This is a genomic window from Streptomyces marianii, from assembly GCF_005795905.1.
GTDB classification, from domain to species: Bacteria; Actinomycetota; Actinomycetes; order Streptomycetales; family Streptomycetaceae; genus Streptomyces; species Streptomyces marianii.
In genome coordinates this window covers 418,504-436,533 of sequence record NZ_VAWE01000001.1, presented here as the reverse complement: position 1 = coordinate 436,533, position 18,030 = coordinate 418,504, and the positions used below count along the sequence as shown (strand labels likewise).

Genomic DNA, 18,030 nt, shown 5'->3' with positions numbered 1-18,030 from the left:
TGCCGGTCGGCCCCGCCGCCACCCCCTCGCGAGCACACGGAGACCACCTGGGTGAGAGCTCAAGCCATGGGCAGCCAGGCGCATACCGGCTCCTCCCGCAGCGCGGTTCGCTCCGGCCCGTCGCCGAGCCGGGCCAGCCGTGCGAAGGCGGCCGCCGTGTCCGGGGCGTCGTCGTGGGGACGCCTGCCGCGCTCGTGCGTCTGCTTGCTCACTCTCAGCTCCTCGCGGGGTGCTGACGGTGCCTGTCGCCCGGAGCCGAAGGCGCCTGGGGCGCGCAGGGCACGCAAGGGCTCCGAAGCACGTGTGAGCGCCTGCCCGGGGCCCTCCCGGCAAACGCCCGCAGAAGGGCGGGGCCGGACACGAACGGCCTCCCGGATGGGGAAGACTGGACGGTGGCATCCCGTTCGCACCACGGAAACGGAAGAGGCAGGGCTCAGTGACCGAAGCGCACCAGGACGCGGCACCCCCTCCCGGCACCTCGGCGCTGCGGGCCGACTGCGGTGACTGCTTCGCCCTCTGCTGCGTGGTGCTGCCCTTCTCCGCCTCGGCCGACTTCGCCGTCGACAAACCCGCGGGCCGGCCCTGCGGCAACCTTCGCGACGATTTCCGCTGCGGCATCCACACCCGGCTCCGGGACAGCGGATTCCCCGGCTGCACCGTGTACGACTGCTTCGGCGCGGGCCAGAAGGTCTCCCAGGTGACGTTCGAGGGACGGAGCTGGCGATCGGCCCCGGGCAGCGCCCGGCAGATGTTCGACGTCTTCCCCGTGATGCGCCAACTGCACGAACTGCTGTGGTACCTGACCGCTGCTCTGGCGCTGCCGGCCGCCCGTCCGGTGCACCCGGCCGCACGTGCCCTCCGCGATGAGATCGAGGCGGTGACACTGTGGGACGCCGAGGAACTGCTCGGCACCGACGTCGCCGCGCTGCGCGGCCGTACGGGCGAACTGCTGCTCGGGGCGAGCGCGCTGGCGAGGGCCGGGGCCGAGCCGGGCCGGGGGAAGAACCGCAGGGGCGCTGACCTCCTGGGGGCCGGGCTCGCGGGCGCCGACCTCCACGGCGCGGATCTGCGCGGCGCCTGCCTGATCGCCGCCGACCTCGGCGGAGCCGATCTGCGTCTGGCCGATCTCCTCGGCGCCGACCTCAGGGACACCGACCTCTCGGGTGCCGACCTCACCGGCAGCATCTTCCTCACCCAGCCGCAGCTCCAGCAGGCGAGGGGAGACGCGGCGACGCGGCTGCCGTCCGGACTCCACCGTCCCGCACACTGGACAGCCTGAACGGGCCCGCGGACCGTCCGGGTGCGGACGACCCGCGCCGGAGGGCACGCAGGACCCCCCGCCCGGCCCGTCCCGGGACCCGAGGCCGTGCCCGCGCGGGCCACCCGCGCCGATTCCGACGCGGGAGCGCGGTTCGTCGGACCCTGGACGCCCGGCCGTGGGTCCTATGTGCCCGCTGCGTCGAGGAGCACCTGGGCCAGCTCGCGCGGTCGGGAGAACATCGGCCAGTGCCCGGTGTCCAGCTCGACCAGCCGCCAGTGCTCGCCGCGCAGCAGTTCGGCCACATCGGGGCCCGGTTCCTCCCCGTCGAGCAGGCACTTGACGTACGTCGCCGGCAGCTCGCCGAGCGCCCGCCCGAGCACCGCCGGTTCGGTCAGCGTCGCGCCGGGATGCGGAGTCGCGCCTGCGACGAGCCGCCCCGCCTGCTCGTCACCGAGCCCCTGCCCGGTGCAGTCGGCCGCGGTCAGCGGTGCCCAGAAGCCACCGGTCGCGGCTATCGAGGCCTCGACCGTCGCCCGGCCGTCGGGCCATGAGGACACGAACGACTCGCCGTCCACCGGGACGTTCGAGTCGACGAAGACCACGCGCCGCAGCCGGTCGCCGATCCGCTCGGCGGCCTGACCGACGGGTATCCCCGAGTAGCTGTGTCCGACGAGCACGACATCCCGCAGGTCGTGCCGCTCGATCGCGTCGACGATGTCCTGGACGTGGGTCTGCTGGCCCGCCGGCACACCGCTCTTCTCCGCGAGGCCGGACAACGTCACCGGACGTACGCCGTGACCGCCCGCACGCAGCTCCGGTACGACGTCGTCCCACGCCCACGCACCGAGCCAAGCGCCCGCCACCAATACGAAGTTCACCATGCCCGCACCGTAGCGAAGGGGTATGACAATCGAGTCCGGCCCGCGCCCTGCCTCCGTTCGGCCCTCGCCCTGCTTGCGTCCGGGGCGACCGGCCCACTGCTCGCCCGGCGGGGTCCGCCTGCCCGGCATCGCCGCCGGGTTCCGCCGCCGGACCAGCGGCTCCCGACCGTGCTTCCACCACGCGCGGCGAGCGCCGCCCGCCGGTTCAGCGGCCGGGGTGCGGAGGCGCCTCCGTGATGTCGAGGAAGACCTGGTCCGCCTCCGGCCAGCGGTCCAGGACCGCCGCCTTGATCCTCTCGCTCACGAGTTCGACCTCCTCGCTGTCCAGCCCCGGCGCCAGATCGACCCTGGCGGCGAGGAGCACGGAGTCGACCCCCAGACGCATCGTCAGCAGGGCCGCCACGTTGTCGATCTCCGGCTGCTCGTCCAGCATGGCGCGGACGGCGCGGCGCATGCCGGGGTCGACGGCGACACCGATGAGGAAGTCCCGCGCCTCGCGCCCCAGCCGGTACGCGACGTACACCAGCAGCAGGCCGATCGCGAGGGACGCCGCCGCCTCCCACGCGACCCTGCCGGTGATCAGGTGCAGTCCCATGCCGGCCATGGCGAACAGCACCCCGACCACGGCGGCGCTGTCCTCCGCGATCACGGTGCGGTGCGCGGGGTCCCGGGCCTCGTCCCCCTCCCTGCGGTACTGGTAGAGCGCGCGGACGAGCGATGTCCCCTCGGCGAGCAGCGCGACGCCGAGCACGGCGAGCCCTGCCGCGTAGTGTCCGGCCGACACCGGCCGGTCGCCCTCGCGCAGTGCCTCGAACGTCTGGAAGAACGAGAAACAGCCGCCCATGACGAAGATGCCGACGGCCGCGAGCAGGGACCAGAACCAGCGCTCCTTGCCGTAGCCGAACGGGTGCCGGCGGTCGGCCGGCCGGCGGCTGCGGCGCAGGGCGGCGAGGAGGAAGATCTCGTTGAGGCTGTCGGCCACCGAGTGCGCCGCTTCCGACAGCAGCGCGGGCGACGACGCCAGGAGACCGCCGACGGTCTTGGCCGCCGCGATGAGGAGGTTCGCGGCGAGCGCGACGAGAACGGTCAGCCGGGTCCTGCGGTCCGAGCGGTGCCCGCGCTCGCCGTGCTCCCGGTTCACGACAACTCCTCGCGGTGGCCGCGCGACGAGTGCCGACGGTGGACGCGCCCGGACGTGGACTCGCCGCAGGAGCCGGTGTACCGGCCGCCGGCGCACGGCCGTTGCCGTGGCGGTGCCGCCCGTCGGCCCCCCGGGGTCGCGGACACGCGGGCGCTCCCCCGACGGACCCGTCGCGGCGCAGTCCGTCCGGCCGGCGGCGCGCCGGGCCCAGTGAACTGCCGCGTCGCAGCGCTCCGGCCCATCTCAGTGGGCGACGATCCTCTCCACGAGCAGCTTCACGGCCGCCGCGATGGACTCCGCGTCGATCCCGGCGGCGTGCAGCTGCTCCTCCGGCGTCGCGGAGAGGGGCATGTCGCGTACGGCGAGGCGGGCGAGCCTGGGCGCGGGACGCCCGTCCGAGAACGCCTCCGCGACCGCGTCGCCGATCCCGCCCTCAGGCCGGTGGTCCTCCACCGTGAGGACGCAGCCTGTGGCGCCGGCGGCATCGTTGAGCGTGTCCACGTCCACGGGTTTCACCGAGTACAGGTCGACGACCCGGACCGGAATGCCGTCCGCCGCGAGCGCGTCCGCCGCGCGCAGGGCCTCGTGCACCGTCACGCCCGCGGCGACGATCGTCGCCTTGTCGCCCACGCCGCCGCGCAGCACCTTGCTGCCCCCGATCGGGAACTCCTCGTCGGGACCGTAGATGACGGGCGTCTCGCCTCGGCTGGTGCGCAGGTAGCGGACCCCGTCGAGATCCGCCATGGCCGCCACCAGCCGCGCCGTCTGGTTGGCGTCGCACGGGTACAGCACCGTCGACCCGTGGACGGACCGGAGCATCGCCAGATCCTCGAGGCCCATCTGCGAGGGCCCGTCCTCGCCGATCGACACGCCGGCGTGCGAGCCGACGAGATTGATGCCGGCACGGCTCACCGCGGCCATGCGGACGAAGTCGTGGGCGCGGGTCAGAAACGCGGCGAACGTCGAGGCGTACGGCACCCAGCCGCACGTCTGCAGGCCGACCGCCCCGGCCACGAGCTGCTGCTCGGCGATGTAGAACTCCAGGTACCGGTCGGGGTGTTCCTTCCCGAAGTACTCCGTGCGCGTGGAGTCCCCGACCTCGGCGTCGAGCGCGACGACGTCGCCGCGCGCAGAACCCAGCGCCGCCAGGGCGCGCCCGTAGGCGGTACGGGTGGCTTCCTCCGTGCCGGTCTCGAACCGGGGGAGTTCCAGCGGTCCCAGGTCCCGGTCGCGCCGGGCGCCCGCCGCGGGCGGCGGCTGGACCCGGACCGTGACGAACCGCGGGCCGCCGAGTTCCTCGATCGCCGCCTCCGCGTCGGGAAGCGGCTTGCCGTGCTTGCCCTCCCGGTCCTCGACGGCGGCGACGCCGCGGCCCTTGCGGGTGGCGGCGATGACGGCCGTCGGCCGTTCGTCCACCTCGACCGCCTCGGTGAGGGCCTTGTCGACGGCAGCGACGTCATGGCCGTCGACCTCGACGGTGTGCCAGCCGAACGCCCTGAGCCGCCGCGCGTAGGCGTCGAGGTCGTGCTGATGGCGGGTCGGCCCGCGTTGCCCGAGCCGGTTGACGTCGATGATCAGCTTCAGATTGGCCAGTTTCTCGAAGGCGGCGTGTTCGACGGCCTCCCAGACGGAGCCCTCCGCCATCTCGCTGTCCCCGGAGAGCACCCAGACCCGGTACGGGAGGCGGTCGAGGTACTTGCCGCCGAGGGCCATCCCCACCCCGACCGGCAGCCCTTGGCCGAGCGAGCCCGTTGCGACGTCCACCCAGGGCAGCCGCGGCGTCGGATGGCCCTCGAGACGGCTGCCCCGCTTGCGGAACGTCAGCAGTTCCTCGTCGTCGATCGCGCCCGCTGCCTTGTAGAGCGAGTACAGCAGCGGCGAGGCGTGGCCCTTGGAGAAGACCAGCCGGTCGTTGGCCGGGTTCTCCGGGGCGGCGAAGTCGTAGCGCAGATGGTGGGCGAGGAGCACGGCGGCGAGATCCGCCGCCGACATCGAGGACGTCGGATGTCCCGAGCCCGCGGCATCGGCCGCCCGTACGGAATCCACCCTCAACTGCCGGGCCAGTTCCGTCAGTTCTTCGTTACGCATGTCACTCCGTTCACAGGCGGTCCGTTGACCGGTTCGGGTGCCGTCGTGAGGCCGTCACTTCCGGTTCCGGCCGGGCAGCCGGGCCAGCTCGGGCGACGAGGTGTCGAGCGGCACCGACCAGGAGCTGACGAGGCCGAGCTGCACCGCCTGGCGCGGCAGCGCGGCGTCCAGTAGCCAGTCGGCGGCCACCCGTACCCGGTTGCCCGGCATCGCCGCCAGGTGGTAGCCGCGGGTCACCGCGCCCGCGAGCGGTCCGGACAGCGGGACGCCGAGGGGGTTCGCCGCCGCCTGGACACCGCCCAGGTCGACGGCGAAACCCAGGTCGTGGTGGCGGTAGGCGCGTGCGGTGCCGTATCCGAGCGACGCCGCGACGTTGCCGGCCGCCACATCGCCCTGCCGCGTGGCGTGCTGCGCGGTCATCGGGGTCAGTTCGTAGCCGGTTCCGTTCCCGTCGTCCGCGCCGTCGCCGCCCGGCAGCGGGCGGGTCAGATCCGGTACGGCGGCGGCGTCCCCGCAGGCGAACACGTCGGGGTGCCCGGGCACGTTCAGCTCGGCCGTCACCCGCAGCCTGCCGCGGTCGACGGGCAGCCCGACGTCGGCCACGAGCGGATCGGGCCGCACACCGACGCACCACACCAGGGTCCGGGTCGGGACGAACTCGCCGTCGTCCAGCAGCACCCCGTCCGGCGTCGCCTCCTTGATGGAGGTACCGGTGCGCACCTCCACGCCCCGGGCGCGGAGCACCCGGTCCGCGGTCTCGGACAGCCGCCGGTCGAGTTCGGGGAGCACCCGGGGCGCGATGTCGAGGAGCAGCCACCGCGGCCGGGTGTCCGGAGAGCGCCAGGCCGGGCCGAACGGTTCCTTCGGCCGTGACATCTGGGCGTGCAGCTCGTCCGTGAAGATCTTGCCCTGCGCCGCCACCTCGGTGCCCGTGTATCCGGCGCCGACCACGACGAAGGTGCAGCGCGCCGCGCACTCGTCGGCGTGCGGCGCCGCGCCCGCCATCTCGACCTGCCGGACGACGTGGTCGCGGAGGTAGAGCGCTTCGGGCAGTCCGCGGAAGCCGTGCGCGTACTCGCTCACGCCGGGGACGGGCAGCAGCTTGTTGACGCTGCCGACGGCGAGCACGAGCCGGTCGTACGCGAGCTCCCCGGGCGAGCCCTCCGGGTCCGTGTAGTGCAGGCGGCGCCCGGCGAGGTCGACCCGCGTCGCCTCGCCCAGCACGAGCCGCACCCGCGGGAGGGTGTGCACGAGGGAGACGGTGACCCTCCGCGGCTCCAGGATCCCGGCGGCCACCTGGGGCAGCAGGGGGAGATACAGAAAGTAGTCGGTGGGATTGAGCAGAACGATCTCGACCCGTTCCCTGGCCAGGGAACGGGACAGAGCACGGGCCGTACGGTGGCCGGCGAACCCGGCCCCGACGATGACGATCCTGGTCACGCCGTCCGCCTGTGGCCGTGACCGGCCCGGCCGGGGCGTGGTGTGCGGGGCCTGCACGTGAGGGGCCCGGATGTCGTCGGCCTGCACGGCGAATCGCCTCCCGTGGGGAAGTAGGGCATGCGACGGACGGGACGTTCCGGGTGCCCTGCCGGGGCGGTGCCAAACGCCGCCGCCGGCGTCGTCGGAGAACGTCGTCGCCATAGCGTCCGTACAACCAGCCTCCACCCGTCGAACTGTCGCGGCCACACGAAATCCGCATGGATTCGGACACCTTCTCGGTCTGGAGCGGTCACATCGCGCAAAAAGCGATCCACGCGCCCCACCTGTGGTTCCGATTGCCATACTGCTCACGTTCGCAGAACAGATGTGCTGGCGTCGGCCCTCCCGGCCGGCCTTCCCCGAGGCGGCCGGAACGACCGTGGCCTGGGGTTTCTCCTGCCACTTGTCGGCGCACACCCACTGAGAGAAGTGATCGATGGCCCCCGAGCTCTCTGGCGGCATCGGCGGAGACGCCGCCGCTCTCGCGCTGAAAATACTGGTCGCCGGCGGGTTCGGCGTCGGCAAGACGACCCTCGTCGGAGCGGTCAGTGAAATCCGGCCACTGCGCACCGAGGAACGGCTCAGTGAGGCGGGCGAGAGCGTCGACGACACCGGCGGAGTCGACCAGAAGACGACCACCACCGTCGCCATGGACTTCGGGCGCATCACGATCCGCTCGGGACTGTCCCTCTATCTCTTCGGCACACCCGGTCAGGACCGCTTCTGGTTCCTGTGGGACGAGCTCTCGCAGGGCGCGCTCGGCGCGGTGGTCCTCGCGGACACCCGTCGCCTCGAGGACAGCTTCCCGGCCGTCGACTACTTCGAGCACCGGCGCATCCCGTTCGTCGTCGCCGTCAACTGCTTCCCGGGCGCGCGGACCTACGGGGCGCACGAGGTCTCCCGCGCGCTGGACCTCGACCGGGGGACGCCGGTCGTGCTGTGCGACGCGCGCGACCGTGATTCGGGGAAGGAGGTGCTGGTCCGGCTGGTCGAGTACGCCGGGCGGATGCACACCGCCCGGCTGCTCGACTCGGTGGGGTGAGGAAGGCGCGGGTTCGGGCGGTGGAGACCGCGGGCCCGTGGGCGGGCTCGGTCGGGTGAGACGTCGTCAGCCGGCGACGTCCGCCACGGCCCGGACCTTCTCGACACGTACCCGGACCAGCAGTTCTCCGGGAACCCCGTTGCGCGCACCGTACTCCTCGGCGCGTTCCTCGCCCATGTAGCGTGCGGCGATCCGGGTGGCCCAGTGCCGCAACTGCTCAGGGTCCTCGCCCAGTTCCGCACGGCCCTGGACGACCACGAAGGAGAACGGCGGACGGTCGTCCTCCACACAGAGGGCGACCCTGCCGTCGCGGGTCAGGTTCCGGCCCTTCACCGTCTCCTTCCCGGTGTTGAAGACCACGTCGTCACCGTCGAGGAGGAACCAGACCGGTGCGATGTGCGGGCCGCCGTCCGCGCTGACGGTCGACAGCTTCGCGGTGCGCGTGCCCTGGGACACGAACGCCCGCCATTCGTCCTGAGACATCTTTCTCGCCATGGGAACCATCCTCGGACGCGACCCGTGGTGAGGGAAAGCCAACTCTCCGCTGCCGTGCGCCCGTGATGACTCCTTGCCGGGACGGGGACAGTGCGCGAGGCTTACCGGCGACGCGGGGGAACGCGAACACACGAACGGGGAGGAACGCCATGGCAGCGGACAAGGGGCTCGACTGGCTCCTGGACGACCTGACCAAGAGGGTCTCGTACATACGGCACGCGCTCGTGCTGTCCAACGACGGCCTGGTGACCGGGGCGAGCACGGGACTCGCCCGGGAGGACGCGGAGCACCTCGCCGCCGTCTCCTCCGGACTGCACAGTCTCGCGCGCGGCTCGGGCAGGCACTTCCGCGCGGGCCGGGCGAGGCAGACCATGGTGGAGTTCGACGACGCGATGCTTTTCGTCACCGCCGCGGGCGACGGCAGTTGCCTGTGCGTGCTCAGCGCCGCGGAGGCCGACGTCGGCCAGGTCGCCTACGAGATGACGCTGCTGGTGAACCGGGTGGGGGAACACCTGGCGGTGGCCGCGCGGCAGCCGGGTCGGATCACGGTCTCGGACTTCTGAGGCTTGCATCTCAAGGCCCTGCGCCGCGCCTGGCACCTGTGCGGGGTTCGCCCTCCGGTCGGCCCCGGACCGGGGCCGACCGGAGTCTCCCTCTCCCGTCGGGCGGGGACGGGGAGGCCCTGAGCCGGTGCCACCGGGCCGGCAGCCCTCGGGCACCCGCCCGGACGACGCCGCGATGCCGGGCCGTCCCGTCGCACGCCGGCTGAAGGCTGCCACGAACGGTCTGCTCCGGGGGGAGGACCGTCGGTGTCCCCGCCTACCGCTGTGACCGGTGGGTGCCGCCGGAGGTACCACGGGGCACGACGCTCGACAGGACCGAGGGCAGAGTGTGCCAGTCCGACGACACCACGCTCGCGTGCCTGCCGGCCAGCAGAGCGACGCGGTCGCGGGCCTGTGCCTCCGTAGGGCTGGTGCTGTCGATCGCGGGCGGCACGCTGTGGGCGCTCGTCATGAGGACGAGATAGTGGTTCCGGTCGTACCACGCGGTGTCTATCGAGCCGCCCGCGTAGAGGGAGGCGCCGCCGTCGAAGACGACGAACCACGGGCGGAGGGAGGCGTCCGAGTAACGGCCGCGCGGGTCGCCGGCCTGCGCACCGAGTACGGCGGGGAAGGCCGAGGCCTCGGGCAGCCGGCCGGCCGAGGCGAGGTTCCGCAGATGGGTGGCGTACTCCCGGTCCGTCCACAGTGTGTCGAACGGGTTCCCCTGCTCGACCGTGCCGGGGATGAGTTCGACGATGAACTTCCCCGCGAGGTCGCTGCGGGAGGGCCAGCCACGCGCGCGTACGGCGGTGTCCAGGTCCGGGTGACCCGCGGCCAGCTCGGCGGGCCGGTACAGCGCGTCACCGAGCCTGGCGGTGAGCAGAGCGTCCAGCGCGGCGGGGCCCCGGCCGTACTTGTTCTGGAAACCGTCCTTCATCTCGACCTTGAGCAGGATGGGTCGGTGTCCGGGGTTCGCCTCGTGCCAGGCGCGGATGTCGGAGAGGCAGCCGCTGAGATCCCTGTTGCGGGACTTGGTGCGCAGCTCGGCGGCAGTCGAGGCGTTCACACAGTTGTTGTCGTTGCCCACCGGATTGTCGTGGGCCACCCGGAAGGATCTGCCGAACACATTGGTCCAGACGTCGATTTCGAGCATTCCCGCACCCGAGTCCAAGGCGTCGGCGAAATAGGGGTACTTCGACTTCTCGTACGCGTTGTGGACGCCGACCGAGGTCGTCGACGAGTACGCCGGTGCCGTCACCTCGGTGCCCGCCGCGGCCACCGCGGGTGCCTGTGCCGGTACGAGGGCCACCCCCAGTGCGGCGGCGGCGACTGATGCCGATGTCATGCGCGAGAGCTTCCTCATGGTCCCCTGCCTGTGTGGGAAGTGAAGCAAATCCACGGCAGAGTAGGGGAGTTGGGCGAAGGATGGGAGGTATCCAAGCGGCGAAGAGGGAACCTTCCGGAACTTCCCCGTGGTTCCCGGGGGCGAGCGAGTGGCGGCGGTGTGGCGGCTGGGAGCGCACGCGGTGGGCGGACGCGGCCGTGCACGCCCACCGGGTGCGGCGACCGGGTGTTGGTTGACGGGGAGGAGGCTCGTGCCGCAAGGGGCAGCGTCCGCCCGGAGTCCCGTCGTGCCCGGTGCGTCCCTGCGCCGGTCGTGCGCCCCGCCCGAGCGGTCCAGACCGCAGAACCCCGGAACCCCGGAACCCCGGAACCCCGGAACCCCAGGACCGCGCAGGCGCGGCCCCGCCCCTGATCCGGGCTCGTCCGGCCCGCACGAGCGCTCGGGTTCGCGTGCTTGCCGGTGGCGTACCGCGCCCACTCGGCCCGGTCGCCCGATCGAGGCCGACTTCGCCCGCCGTCCCGGTCGCACCGGCCCCGGCCGGGATCACCGGTGTGCGGACCGGGGCCGAGGCGGGCACGATGGCCGCATGCTGCTGGCCCGCCTCGCCGATGTGTCCCGGCAGATCGCTGCCGAGCCGTCACGCACCCGGAAGATCGAAGCCCTGGCGTCCCTGTTCCGCGACGCCCGGCCGCAGGAGGCCGGGCTCGTCATCTCCTATCTGGCCGGACGGCTTCCTCAGGGGCGGCTCGGCGTCGGCTGGAGCGTCCTCGGCCACCGGCCCGAGCCGGCCGGGGAGCCCGTCCTGACCGTCGAGGAGACCGACGCTGCGTTCTCGGCACTCGCCGGCGTCGCGGGGCCGGGTGCCCAGGCGGAGCGCAGACGGCTCGTCGCTGGTCTCATGGCCGCAGCGACCCCGCCCGAACAGGAGTTCCTGTTGAGGCTGCTGACGGGCGAGGTGCGTCAGGGCGCCCTCGACGCGGTGGCACTCGAGGGCGTCGCCAAGGCGGTAGGCGCACCGGCGGGGGAGGTCCGGCGGGCGGTGATGCTCGACGGTTCACTTCCCCGGGTGGCCGAGGCGGTACTGGGGGAGGGGCCGACGGCGCTCTCGTCCTTCCGGCTCCGTGTGGGACATCCCGTACAGCCCATGCTCGCCCACACCTCGGCGTCGGTGCCCGACGCGGTCCGGGCTCTGGGCGCCTGCTCCGTGGAGGAGAAGCTCGACGGGGTCCGTATCCAGGTCCATCGCTCGGCCGGGGAGGTGCGTATCCACACGCGGTCGCTCGACGACATCACCGCCCGACTGCCCGACGTGGTGGAGACGGTGCGGGAGCTGCCGGGGGACCGCTTCATCCTCGACGGCGAGGTGATCGCACTCGACCCGGCGGGCAGGCCGCTGCCCTTCCAGGACACCGCCTCCCGCGTCGGTTCCCGCACGGACGTGGCCGCCGCCACCGCGGCGGTTCCGCTGTCACCCGTCTTCTTCGACATCCTCGCCGCCGAGGGCAGGGACGTCCTCGATCTGCCCGGGCGCGAGCGCCATGCGGAGCTGGCCGCGCTGGTTCCCGAGGCCATGCGGGTCCGGCGGTACGTCGTCGAGGACCCCGCGTCCCCCGCCCAGCTCGAAGGTGCCGAGGGCTTCCTCGCCGCCACGCTCGACCGCGGCCACGAGGGCGTCATGGTCAAGGGGCTCGACGCGCCCTATGTGGCGGGGCGCCGCGGCCGCTCCTGGCTCAAGGTGAAGCCCGTGCACACGCTCGACCTGGTCGTGCTGGCCGCCGAGTGGGGCCACGGCCGCCGCACCGGACTGCTGTCCAACCTTCATCTGGCGGCACGGGGCGCCGATGGGGGGCTCGTGATGCTCGGCAAGACGTTCAAGGGGCTCACCGACGAGATGCTCCGCTGGCAGACGGAGTGGCTGCGGGAGCTGGCGGTGGAGGACGACGGCTCCGAGGTGCGGGTCCGGCCCGAACTCGTCGTCGAGATCGCCTACGACGGTCTGCAGCGGTCTTCGCGCTATCCCGCCGGCGTCGCGCTGCGATTCGCCCGCGTCCTGCGCCACCGTCCCGACAAGCCGGCGGCGGAGGCCGCCGCGATCGAGGACGTCCTGGCGGCCACGCCCGTGGTGCTTCCGTCGGAGGGCTGACGCGCTGAGACGTGCTACCGGGAGCAGGGGGAGGCGCGTCGAGGAGGAGATGGCCCCGGCCGGTCGGGGGATGCCGGCCGGGGCCGTTCACGGGGTGGGCGCACCGTCACCGATGGTGCGGTCTGCGACCACGCCTATGTGAACGATAAACCATCTTGGAGCGTTCCTCGAAATTCCGTCGAAAGCCGATCGGGCCTGCGGCCCCGGCTCTCCCCGTGGCTCCGTTCCTCGAACGGTCTCCGGCACCGGGAGCCGTACCCGAGATCCGACGCCGTCCGCGTCCGGGGAAGGGCGCCTGAGGCCGGGGACTGTGGTGCGGTCCACGGTGGCCGGACTTGCGTTCGAGGGTGGTGATCGTGATGGGATGAGTCGATGCGACCCCCCACACGCATGACCGCGCATTCCCGCAATCCGTATGAGGAGCTTGCCCAACTGGCCGACCCGGAGCCGGAGTTCGCCGAACTCGGTGATCCCACGGCCCGCGCGCACGGTGGTGCCCCCGCTCGCGGCATCCCGTCGGACGAGACCCCCGGCGAATGGTCGCCGCCCAACCATCGCGGCAGGAGCCGGTTCGGAGCACTTCCGGTGGCGCTGAAGCTCACCGTCGGCGCCGTCGTGTGCGCCACGCTCCTCTGCGCCGGTGACCGGCTGGCCCTCGCCTACGCCGAGGACAAGGCCGAGGAGAAGATCCGCGACTCGCTCGGTCTCGGCGCGCGCCCGGGCGTCGACATCGCCGGCTTCCCCTTCCTCACCCAGGTGCTCGGACAGCGGATCGACCGCGTCGACGTCACCCTGCCAGACGTGGCCGCCGACAAGGTCTCTCTCGCAGAGGTCCACGCCACCGCGCGCGACGTCCGGATCGTCGGCGATCTGCCGAGTTCCCTGCGGGGCGCCGTCGTCGACCGCATGGACGGCGACGTCCTGCTCTCCTTCGACGACCTGAACCGTGAACTCGGCGCCTCCCGGGTGAAGTTCACCAGTGCAGGTCCGGGCGGGGTCCACATAGCCGGGTCGCTGCCCGTGGCCGGCAGGGAGATCACGGTCCGGGCGGAGGCCCGCATCGAGCGGGACGGGCAGCGGGCCGTGTCGACCACCGTCGAAGGCATGCGGCTCGACGTTCCCGGGCTGTTCAGCTACCGGCCGGGGAAGGACCCCGGGCACTCCGGCCTGCGCCTCCACCGCGAGGCCGCAGCGCGCATCAGCCGTGAGGCCGCCCGCGTCAGGGCCCTGCTGGCCCTGCCGGCCGTAGTGAAGCGGCTGGGGCTTCCCGAGTCCCAGATCGAACGCGCGCTGCGCAGCGAGAAGGAACTCAGCCGGCTCACCGGAACGCCGCGCTTCCTCCAGCGGCTGATGAAGGTCAACCTCGTCGATGTCGTCGTCGACCATCCCTGGCTGCTGGAGAAGGCCGGTATCGATCCCCGGCTGGTCGGCGCCCTGCTGAAACTCCGGCCACCGCAGCTCTCCGACCGGCTCTCGCTGTCGTTCGAACTGCCGAGGACGACGGCCGGCGACATCCGGCTCGAGGACATCGCCGTGGAACGCGAGGGCATCCGGGCCGACCTGACGGGGACCGGTCTGACCTTCGGCAGGCATTCCGCCGGCCGCCCTCCGGCCTCCCGGCCCGATGCCGGCCCCGGCCACGGCCGCCCCACCGGCGGAGACCGCGAGAGCCCGGCCCCGTCCGCCGCCTCCGGCGTGCCCTCAGCCGTCGAGGCCGGTGCGGGGCGCGATGCGGTGATCAGCCCCTAACCTCATGGCCTTGGCCTTGGGCGGCCGCGATTCAGAGGACGAGATGGGCGGCGGGGGTTCGTCGTGGCCGGCCCGCGTCACGATCGAGCAGGTCGGTGCGGTACGCCTGGTCCGAGACCCGTGGACCTGGACTTGTTCCGGCCTGGACTCGCCGCACGACGAACCGGAACACGACGAACCGGAACACGACGAACCGGAACACGACGAACCGGAACACGACGAACCGTGAACACGACGAACCGTGAAGCCGTGCACCTCGCAAGAGGCCGGGTGCCCTCGCCTGCCCGCTGCGCCCGGGCCGCCGAGTGCAGCGGCCAGGGCGTACGGGCACCGGGGCCACGCTCAGTTGCTCGTCGTGGCCAGCTTCGCCGCGAAACCGAGGAACAGCGCGCCAGCCCCCGTCGTGAGGCCCGCTGACAGCTTCCGGCGGCGGCGGAACTGCGTGGCGAGGTACGTACCGCCGAGGATCAACGCGGTCACGTACGCGATGCTGATGACCTGGTAGACGAGCGCGAGTAGCGCGAAGGACAGCCCCGGGTACGGGTACCGGGGATCGACGAACTGCACGAAGAACGAGATGAAGAACAAGATCGCCTTCGGGTTCAGGACGGTGATCACCAACGAGCGCCGGAACAGCCTTCCGCCCGTCGACGGGTCCGGGGCGGCCGCGGCAGTCTCCTCGGTCTGCTCGTTGCGGCGCCGCCACATCGCCCACGCCGCCCGGATCATGCCGACCGCGATCCATGTCAGGTAGCCGGCGCCGGCGTACTTCACGATGGCGAACAGCAGTGCGTTGGTCTGCAGCAGCGAAGCGAGCCCGGCGGCCGTCGCCACCATGAGCAGGGTCTCGCCCAGGAACACCCCCGCCGCGGCGCGACAGCCCGCCCTGACCCCCAGCCGTGCGGCGACCGACAGGGTGAACAGAGAGCTCGGCCCCGGCAGCAGAATGATCAGCACCGCCCCCACGGCATAGGTCGGCAGATTCTCCACTCCCAGCATTCCGGCACCCTTCTCCTCGCCCGTTGCGGGCCCGGCGGTCAGCCGAGCCCCGGGCAACACACGGCTGCCCGACGCTGATTCCCGTGCGCGCCTCGTGCGCGCACCGTCTCCTCCCGGTCCTCCCGTGTCACGGTGATCCCCCGAGCGGCCAGGAAGCCGTCTGTCTCCGCGCTGCTCTTGAAGAACGACCGGTCGTGGCCGTCCAGCAGAACCCATGCCGGACTGTTCGCGCAACGGAATACCGCGAGAACTCAACCGAGGAGAGCTTGGCCCTCGCCCGGCATCTGCCGGATCCGCGCAGCGCGAGCCCGTGCGCCCCGCACCGCCCCCGGTCGCTGCCGTGCCGGCTGATCCATCCACCCGAGGTTCGCCAACCCGACGGTCCACCTGAGTGCGGAGTATGCGTCGGCGACGACCGGGGGAGCAGTCAGGGTCGACGGCGGATGGGGGACTCGACCCTCCCCTGACGGCCCTGACGGCCCTGACGGCCCTGACGGCCCTGACGGCCCTGACGGCCCTGACGGCCCTGACGGGCGGATCAGCCCGGGGCCGGGCGTGCCCGTACGTGCATCCGCTCTCCCTGCGGCCCGAACAGCGACAGGAACTCCACGGGCCGGTCCCCGGCGTTGGCGAAGCCGTGCGGCGTGCGGGTGTCGAACTCCGCGGCCTCGCCCGCGCCGAGCACGAGGTCGTGCTCGCCGAGTGCCACCCACAGCCGTCCGGTGAGCACATAGAGCCATTCGTAGCCCTCGTGCACCTTCTGCTCGGGGCGCGCGCTCTTGTCCTTCGTCCGCGGTGGCACGATGTGCTTGTAGGCGTGCATACCTCCGAGGTACCGCGTCAGCGGCACGTACGTCTGCCCGTTCCGGGTGAACGGGCGCTGCCGGATGCGCACGTCACCGACGGCGGGGGCGCCGACCAACTCGTCCAGCGGCACGCCGTACGCCTGGGCCAGCGGCAGCAGCAGTTCGAGCGTGGGCTTCCGCCCGCCGGACTCCAGTCGTGACAGGGTGCTCAGCGAGATCCCGGTAGTCTCGGCGATCTGGGCCAGCGTGCTGCCGCGCGCCTGCCGCAGGGCCCGCAGACGCGGTCCCACGGCCGTGAGCACCTCGTCGAAATCGTTCTCCGCCATGGATCCATTTGCCGCCATGGCAAACGGATTCGTCAAGTGGAGACTGTCCGGAAAAGGCCGCCCGGGCGTGCCCGTCGGGGCGGCCGCGGACGGTTGGATGGTCCCCGTGACCGAAGCAGCCGAACACGACGCACCCCTGGACCCCGCCCTGCGGCGGATGATGCGGACCAACGAAGCCAACTGGGACGCCCGCACCCCCGTGCACCTGGCCAGCGCGTTCTACGGGCTCACGGGGAATGGGCAGCGGGACGCCGACCCCGACCGCTGGTTCGGCGACTTCGAATGGGCGGATCTCGGCGATCTGAGCGGCCGTGACGTGCTGCACCTGCAGTGCCATCTCGGCACCGAGACGCTCGCCTTCGCCCGGCGCGGTGCCCGCACCACCGGGCTCGACATCTCCGGGGCGTCGGTCGCCGCGGCCCGCCGCCTCGCCTCCGACGCAGGTCTTGCGGTCGACTACGTCCAGGCCAACGTCTACGACGCGGCCGAAGCGCTCGGCACCCAACGGCGGTTCGACGTCGTCTACACCGGCAAGGGCGCGCTGTGCTATCTGCCGGACCTCGACCGCTGGGCCGCCACGGCCGCCGCACTGCTGCGTCCCGGCGGCCGGCTGTACCTCGTCGAGTTCCACCCGCTGCTGGGCTCCCTCGGCCCCAAGCCCGCGCCGGGTGAGGGCTCCGCACTCCTGCTGCGCCACGACTACCTGGGCGGACGCGGCGCGATCCGCCGGGACTCGACGTACACGTACACCGACGGGCCGGCCGTGCGGGGGACGACCGAGAGCTTCGAGTGGATGCACGGGATCGACGAGATCGTCAACGCCCTCACCGGGGCCGGCTTCGGGATCACCAGGCTGCGGGAAAGCGACGAACTCCCCTGGCCGCGCTGGCCGGAGATGGTGCGCACACCCGGCGGCTGGTGGCGGCTGCCCGACGGCTCGCCCCGGATCCCGCTGCTCCTCGCCCTGCTCGCGACCCGCACGGACTGACGGTCAGCACCGCCGGCGCCGGCACCGGACGGCCACGGCCACCGCTGCGGCGGCCGCCCCCGCAGCCAGCGCCACCGGGACGATCCTCCTGGTGACCGGCAGGCCCGCGGTCCGCAGGAGATCGATGGGCTCGGCGGCTTCGGTCGGCCCTGCCTCCGCACGCGCCCCGGGCACGGCCGGGCCGCCGGGCTCCGCCGCGGCCGAGGCAGGTGCGGGCGGCTCCCCGGCTCCCGGCACCGCGGGCCCGGCCGCGGCCGCCCCCGCTCCGGCCGCCGTGCCAGCCCCGGCGTCCGCGCGGGGCGCCCCGGCGAGCTGCTCGGACAGGCAGTCCGCGAACCGGCCCACCAGCCTGTCGCCCACCTCGGCCATCACGCCCCGCCCGATCTGGGCAGGCCGCCCGGTCACGGCGAAGTCGGTGCGCACGGACACGGCCGTTCCCTCGTCCGACGCGGTGAGCCCGGCCGTGACGGTCGCCCGTGCCGTACCCTGCCCCCGCAGCTCCTTGCCGTTCGCCTTCAGCACCATCCGATGTGCCGCCTCGTCCTTCTCCTCGAAGACGGCGGTGCCCCGGTACGTCAGCGTGACCGGGCCCACTTTCACCTTCACGGTGCCGGTGACCTTCTCGCCGTCGAACTCCTGGACGGTCGTGCCCGGCAGGCAGGGCGCCACCCGCTCGATGTCGAGAAGCGTCCGCCACGCCTCCTCGACCGGTACCGGGACGGTGAACTCGTGCCGCAGTTCCATG

General features: G+C 72.7%; 16 protein-coding genes and 2 pseudogenes. 8 read left to right on the top strand and 10 right to left on the bottom strand.

Annotated elements, in window-relative coordinates; all coding sequences use genetic code 11:
- Positions 1-62 precede the first annotated feature (62 nt).
- Positions 63-218: pseudogene (locus FEF34_RS01940) on the bottom strand (B/F/G family RNA polymerase sigma-70 factor); the annotation flags it as partial.
- Between the two features lie 218 nt (positions 219-436).
- Here FEF34_RS01940 and FEF34_RS01935 point away from each other — a divergent pair.
- Positions 437-1,279 (top strand): pentapeptide repeat-containing protein, encoded by an 843-nt coding sequence (locus FEF34_RS01935; RefSeq protein WP_138051573.1) that lies wholly within the window; start codon positions 437-439, stop codon positions 1,277-1,279.
- Between the two features lie 164 nt (positions 1,280-1,443).
- On the opposite strand, the gene FEF34_RS01930 is transcribed toward FEF34_RS01935, so the two are convergent.
- The 4 genes from FEF34_RS01930 to FEF34_RS01915 form a co-directional block, all read right to left on the bottom strand.
- A complete protein-coding gene (locus tag FEF34_RS01930) occupies positions 1,444-2,142 on the bottom strand; it encodes an alpha/beta fold hydrolase (protein ID WP_138051572.1) in 699 nt (232 codons plus the stop codon).
- A 205-nt stretch (positions 2,143-2,347) separates the two neighbouring features.
- Positions 2,348-3,283, bottom strand: coding sequence for a cation diffusion facilitator family transporter (locus FEF34_RS01925; protein ID WP_138051571.1), 936 nt, complete (start codon positions 3,281-3,283; stop codon positions 2,348-2,350).
- 243 nt (positions 3,284-3,526) lie between these two features.
- Complete coding sequence (locus tag FEF34_RS01920) at positions 3,527-5,371, bottom strand: transketolase (protein WP_138051570.1); 1,845 nt, start codon at positions 5,369-5,371, stop codon at positions 3,527-3,529.
- Positions 5,372-5,425: 54 nt separating this feature from the next.
- On the bottom strand, positions 5,426-6,811 hold the full coding sequence (locus tag FEF34_RS01915; RefSeq protein ID WP_138051569.1) for an NAD(P)/FAD-dependent oxidoreductase: 1,386 nt from the start codon (positions 6,809-6,811) through the stop codon (positions 5,426-5,428).
- 475 nt (positions 6,812-7,286) lie between these two features.
- On the opposite strand from FEF34_RS01915, the gene FEF34_RS01910 reads away from it, so the two are divergent.
- Positions 7,287-7,892, top strand: coding sequence for a GTP-binding protein (locus FEF34_RS01910; protein WP_138051568.1), 606 nt, complete (start codon positions 7,287-7,289; stop codon positions 7,890-7,892).
- A gap of 66 nt (positions 7,893-7,958) precedes the next feature.
- On the opposite strand, the gene FEF34_RS01905 is transcribed toward FEF34_RS01910, so the two are convergent.
- Positions 7,959-8,387 carry a PPOX class F420-dependent oxidoreductase gene (locus FEF34_RS01905; protein WP_138051567.1) on the bottom strand — a complete coding sequence of 143 codons (429 nt, stop codon included), beginning with the start codon at positions 8,385-8,387 and terminating at the stop codon, positions 7,959-7,961.
- Positions 8,388-8,536: 149 nt separating this feature from the next.
- Here FEF34_RS01905 and FEF34_RS01900 point away from each other — a divergent pair, with 149 nt between their 5' ends.
- Positions 8,537-8,950, top strand: coding sequence for a roadblock/LC7 domain-containing protein (locus tag FEF34_RS01900; protein WP_138051566.1), 414 nt, complete (start codon positions 8,537-8,539; stop codon positions 8,948-8,950).
- 256 nt (positions 8,951-9,206) lie between these two features.
- Here the strand turns inward: FEF34_RS01900 and FEF34_RS01895 are convergent, their stop codons facing one another.
- Entirely contained in the window at positions 9,207-10,292 is a 1,086-nt protein-coding gene (locus tag FEF34_RS01895; RefSeq protein WP_138051565.1) for a phosphatidylinositol-specific phospholipase C domain-containing protein, read from the bottom strand.
- A gap of 568 nt (positions 10,293-10,860) precedes the next feature.
- Here FEF34_RS01895 and FEF34_RS01890 point away from each other — a divergent pair.
- From FEF34_RS01890 to FEF34_RS40975, 3 genes are all read left to right on the top strand, one after another.
- Positions 10,861-12,417: an ATP-dependent DNA ligase gene (locus FEF34_RS01890; RefSeq protein ID WP_138051564.1), complete on the top strand. Its 1,557-nt coding sequence runs from the start codon at positions 10,861-10,863 to the stop codon at positions 12,415-12,417.
- 390 nt (positions 12,418-12,807) lie between these two features.
- A complete protein-coding gene (locus FEF34_RS01885; protein ID WP_234042220.1) occupies positions 12,808-14,166 on the top strand; it encodes an LmeA family phospholipid-binding protein in 1,359 nt (452 codons plus the stop codon).
- Between the two features lie 4 nt (positions 14,167-14,170).
- A complete protein-coding gene (locus FEF34_RS40975; RefSeq protein ID WP_234042219.1) occupies positions 14,171-14,395 on the top strand; it encodes a hypothetical protein in 225 nt (74 codons plus the stop codon).
- Positions 14,396-14,508: 113 nt separating this feature from the next.
- On the opposite strand, the gene leuE is transcribed toward FEF34_RS40975, so the two are convergent.
- Entirely contained in the window at positions 14,509-15,165 is a 657-nt protein-coding gene (gene leuE / locus FEF34_RS01875) for a leucine efflux protein LeuE (protein ID WP_138051562.1), read from the bottom strand.
- A gap of 320 nt (positions 15,166-15,485) precedes the next feature.
- Between leuE and FEF34_RS44100 the strand changes: the two are divergent.
- Positions 15,486-15,612, top strand: a pseudogene (locus tag FEF34_RS44100) (oxidoreductase); the annotation flags it as partial.
- A 91-nt stretch (positions 15,613-15,703) separates the two neighbouring features.
- Here the strand turns inward: FEF34_RS44100 and FEF34_RS01870 are convergent.
- Complete coding sequence (locus FEF34_RS01870; protein WP_138051561.1) at positions 15,704-16,297, bottom strand: helix-turn-helix domain-containing protein; 594 nt, start codon at positions 16,295-16,297, stop codon at positions 15,704-15,706.
- A 157-nt stretch (positions 16,298-16,454) separates the two neighbouring features.
- Here FEF34_RS01870 and FEF34_RS01865 point away from each other — a divergent pair, with 157 nt between their 5' ends.
- Positions 16,455-17,285 carry a class I SAM-dependent methyltransferase gene (locus FEF34_RS01865; protein ID WP_234043038.1) on the top strand — a complete coding sequence of 277 codons (831 nt, stop codon included), beginning with the start codon at positions 16,455-16,457 and terminating at the stop codon, positions 17,283-17,285.
- Between the two features lie 3 nt (positions 17,286-17,288).
- Here FEF34_RS01865 and FEF34_RS01860 read toward each other — a convergent pair whose 3' ends face one another.
- On the bottom strand, positions 17,289-18,029 hold the full coding sequence (locus FEF34_RS01860) for an SRPBCC family protein (protein WP_138051560.1): 741 nt from the start codon (positions 18,027-18,029) through the stop codon (positions 17,289-17,291).
- Between the last annotated feature and the right edge of the window lies 1 nt (position 18,030).

Bases quoted from the DNA above. Each gene is read 5' to 3' on its own strand.
- FEF34_RS01905 (WP_138051567.1), bottom strand. From the start codon at position 8,387: ATGGCGAGAAAGATGTCTCAGGACGAATGGCGGGCGTTCGTGTCCCAG.
- FEF34_RS01860 (WP_138051560.1), bottom strand. From the start codon at position 18,029: ATGGAACTGCGGCACGAGTTCACCGTCCCGGTACCGGTCGAGGAGGCG.
- FEF34_RS01895 (WP_138051565.1), bottom strand. From the start codon at position 10,292: ATGAGGAAGCTCTCGCGCATGACATCGGCATCAGTCGCCGCCGCCGCA.
- FEF34_RS01930 (WP_138051572.1), bottom strand. From the start codon at position 2,142: ATGGTGAACTTCGTATTGGTGGCGGGCGCTTGGCTCGGTGCGTGGGCG.
- leuE (WP_138051562.1), bottom strand. From the start codon at position 15,165: ATGCTGGGAGTGGAGAATCTGCCGACCTATGCCGTGGGGGCGGTGCTG.
- FEF34_RS01885 (WP_234042220.1), top strand. From the start codon at position 12,808: ATGACCGCGCATTCCCGCAATCCGTATGAGGAGCTTGCCCAACTGGCC.
- FEF34_RS40975 (WP_234042219.1), top strand. From the start codon at position 14,171: ATGGCCTTGGCCTTGGGCGGCCGCGATTCAGAGGACGAGATGGGCGGC.
- FEF34_RS01890 (WP_138051564.1), top strand. From the start codon at position 10,861: ATGCTGCTGGCCCGCCTCGCCGATGTGTCCCGGCAGATCGCTGCCGAG.
- FEF34_RS01910 (WP_138051568.1), top strand. From the start codon at position 7,287: ATGGCCCCCGAGCTCTCTGGCGGCATCGGCGGAGACGCCGCCGCTCTC.
- FEF34_RS01865 (WP_234043038.1), top strand. From the start codon at position 16,455: ATGATGCGGACCAACGAAGCCAACTGGGACGCCCGCACCCCCGTGCAC.
- FEF34_RS01920 (WP_138051570.1), bottom strand. From the start codon at position 5,371: ATGCGTAACGAAGAACTGACGGAACTGGCCCGGCAGTTGAGGGTGGAT.
- FEF34_RS01900 (WP_138051566.1), top strand. From the start codon at position 8,537: ATGGCAGCGGACAAGGGGCTCGACTGGCTCCTGGACGACCTGACCAAG.
- FEF34_RS01870 (WP_138051561.1), bottom strand. From the start codon at position 16,297: ATGGCGGAGAACGATTTCGACGAGGTGCTCACGGCCGTGGGACCGCGT.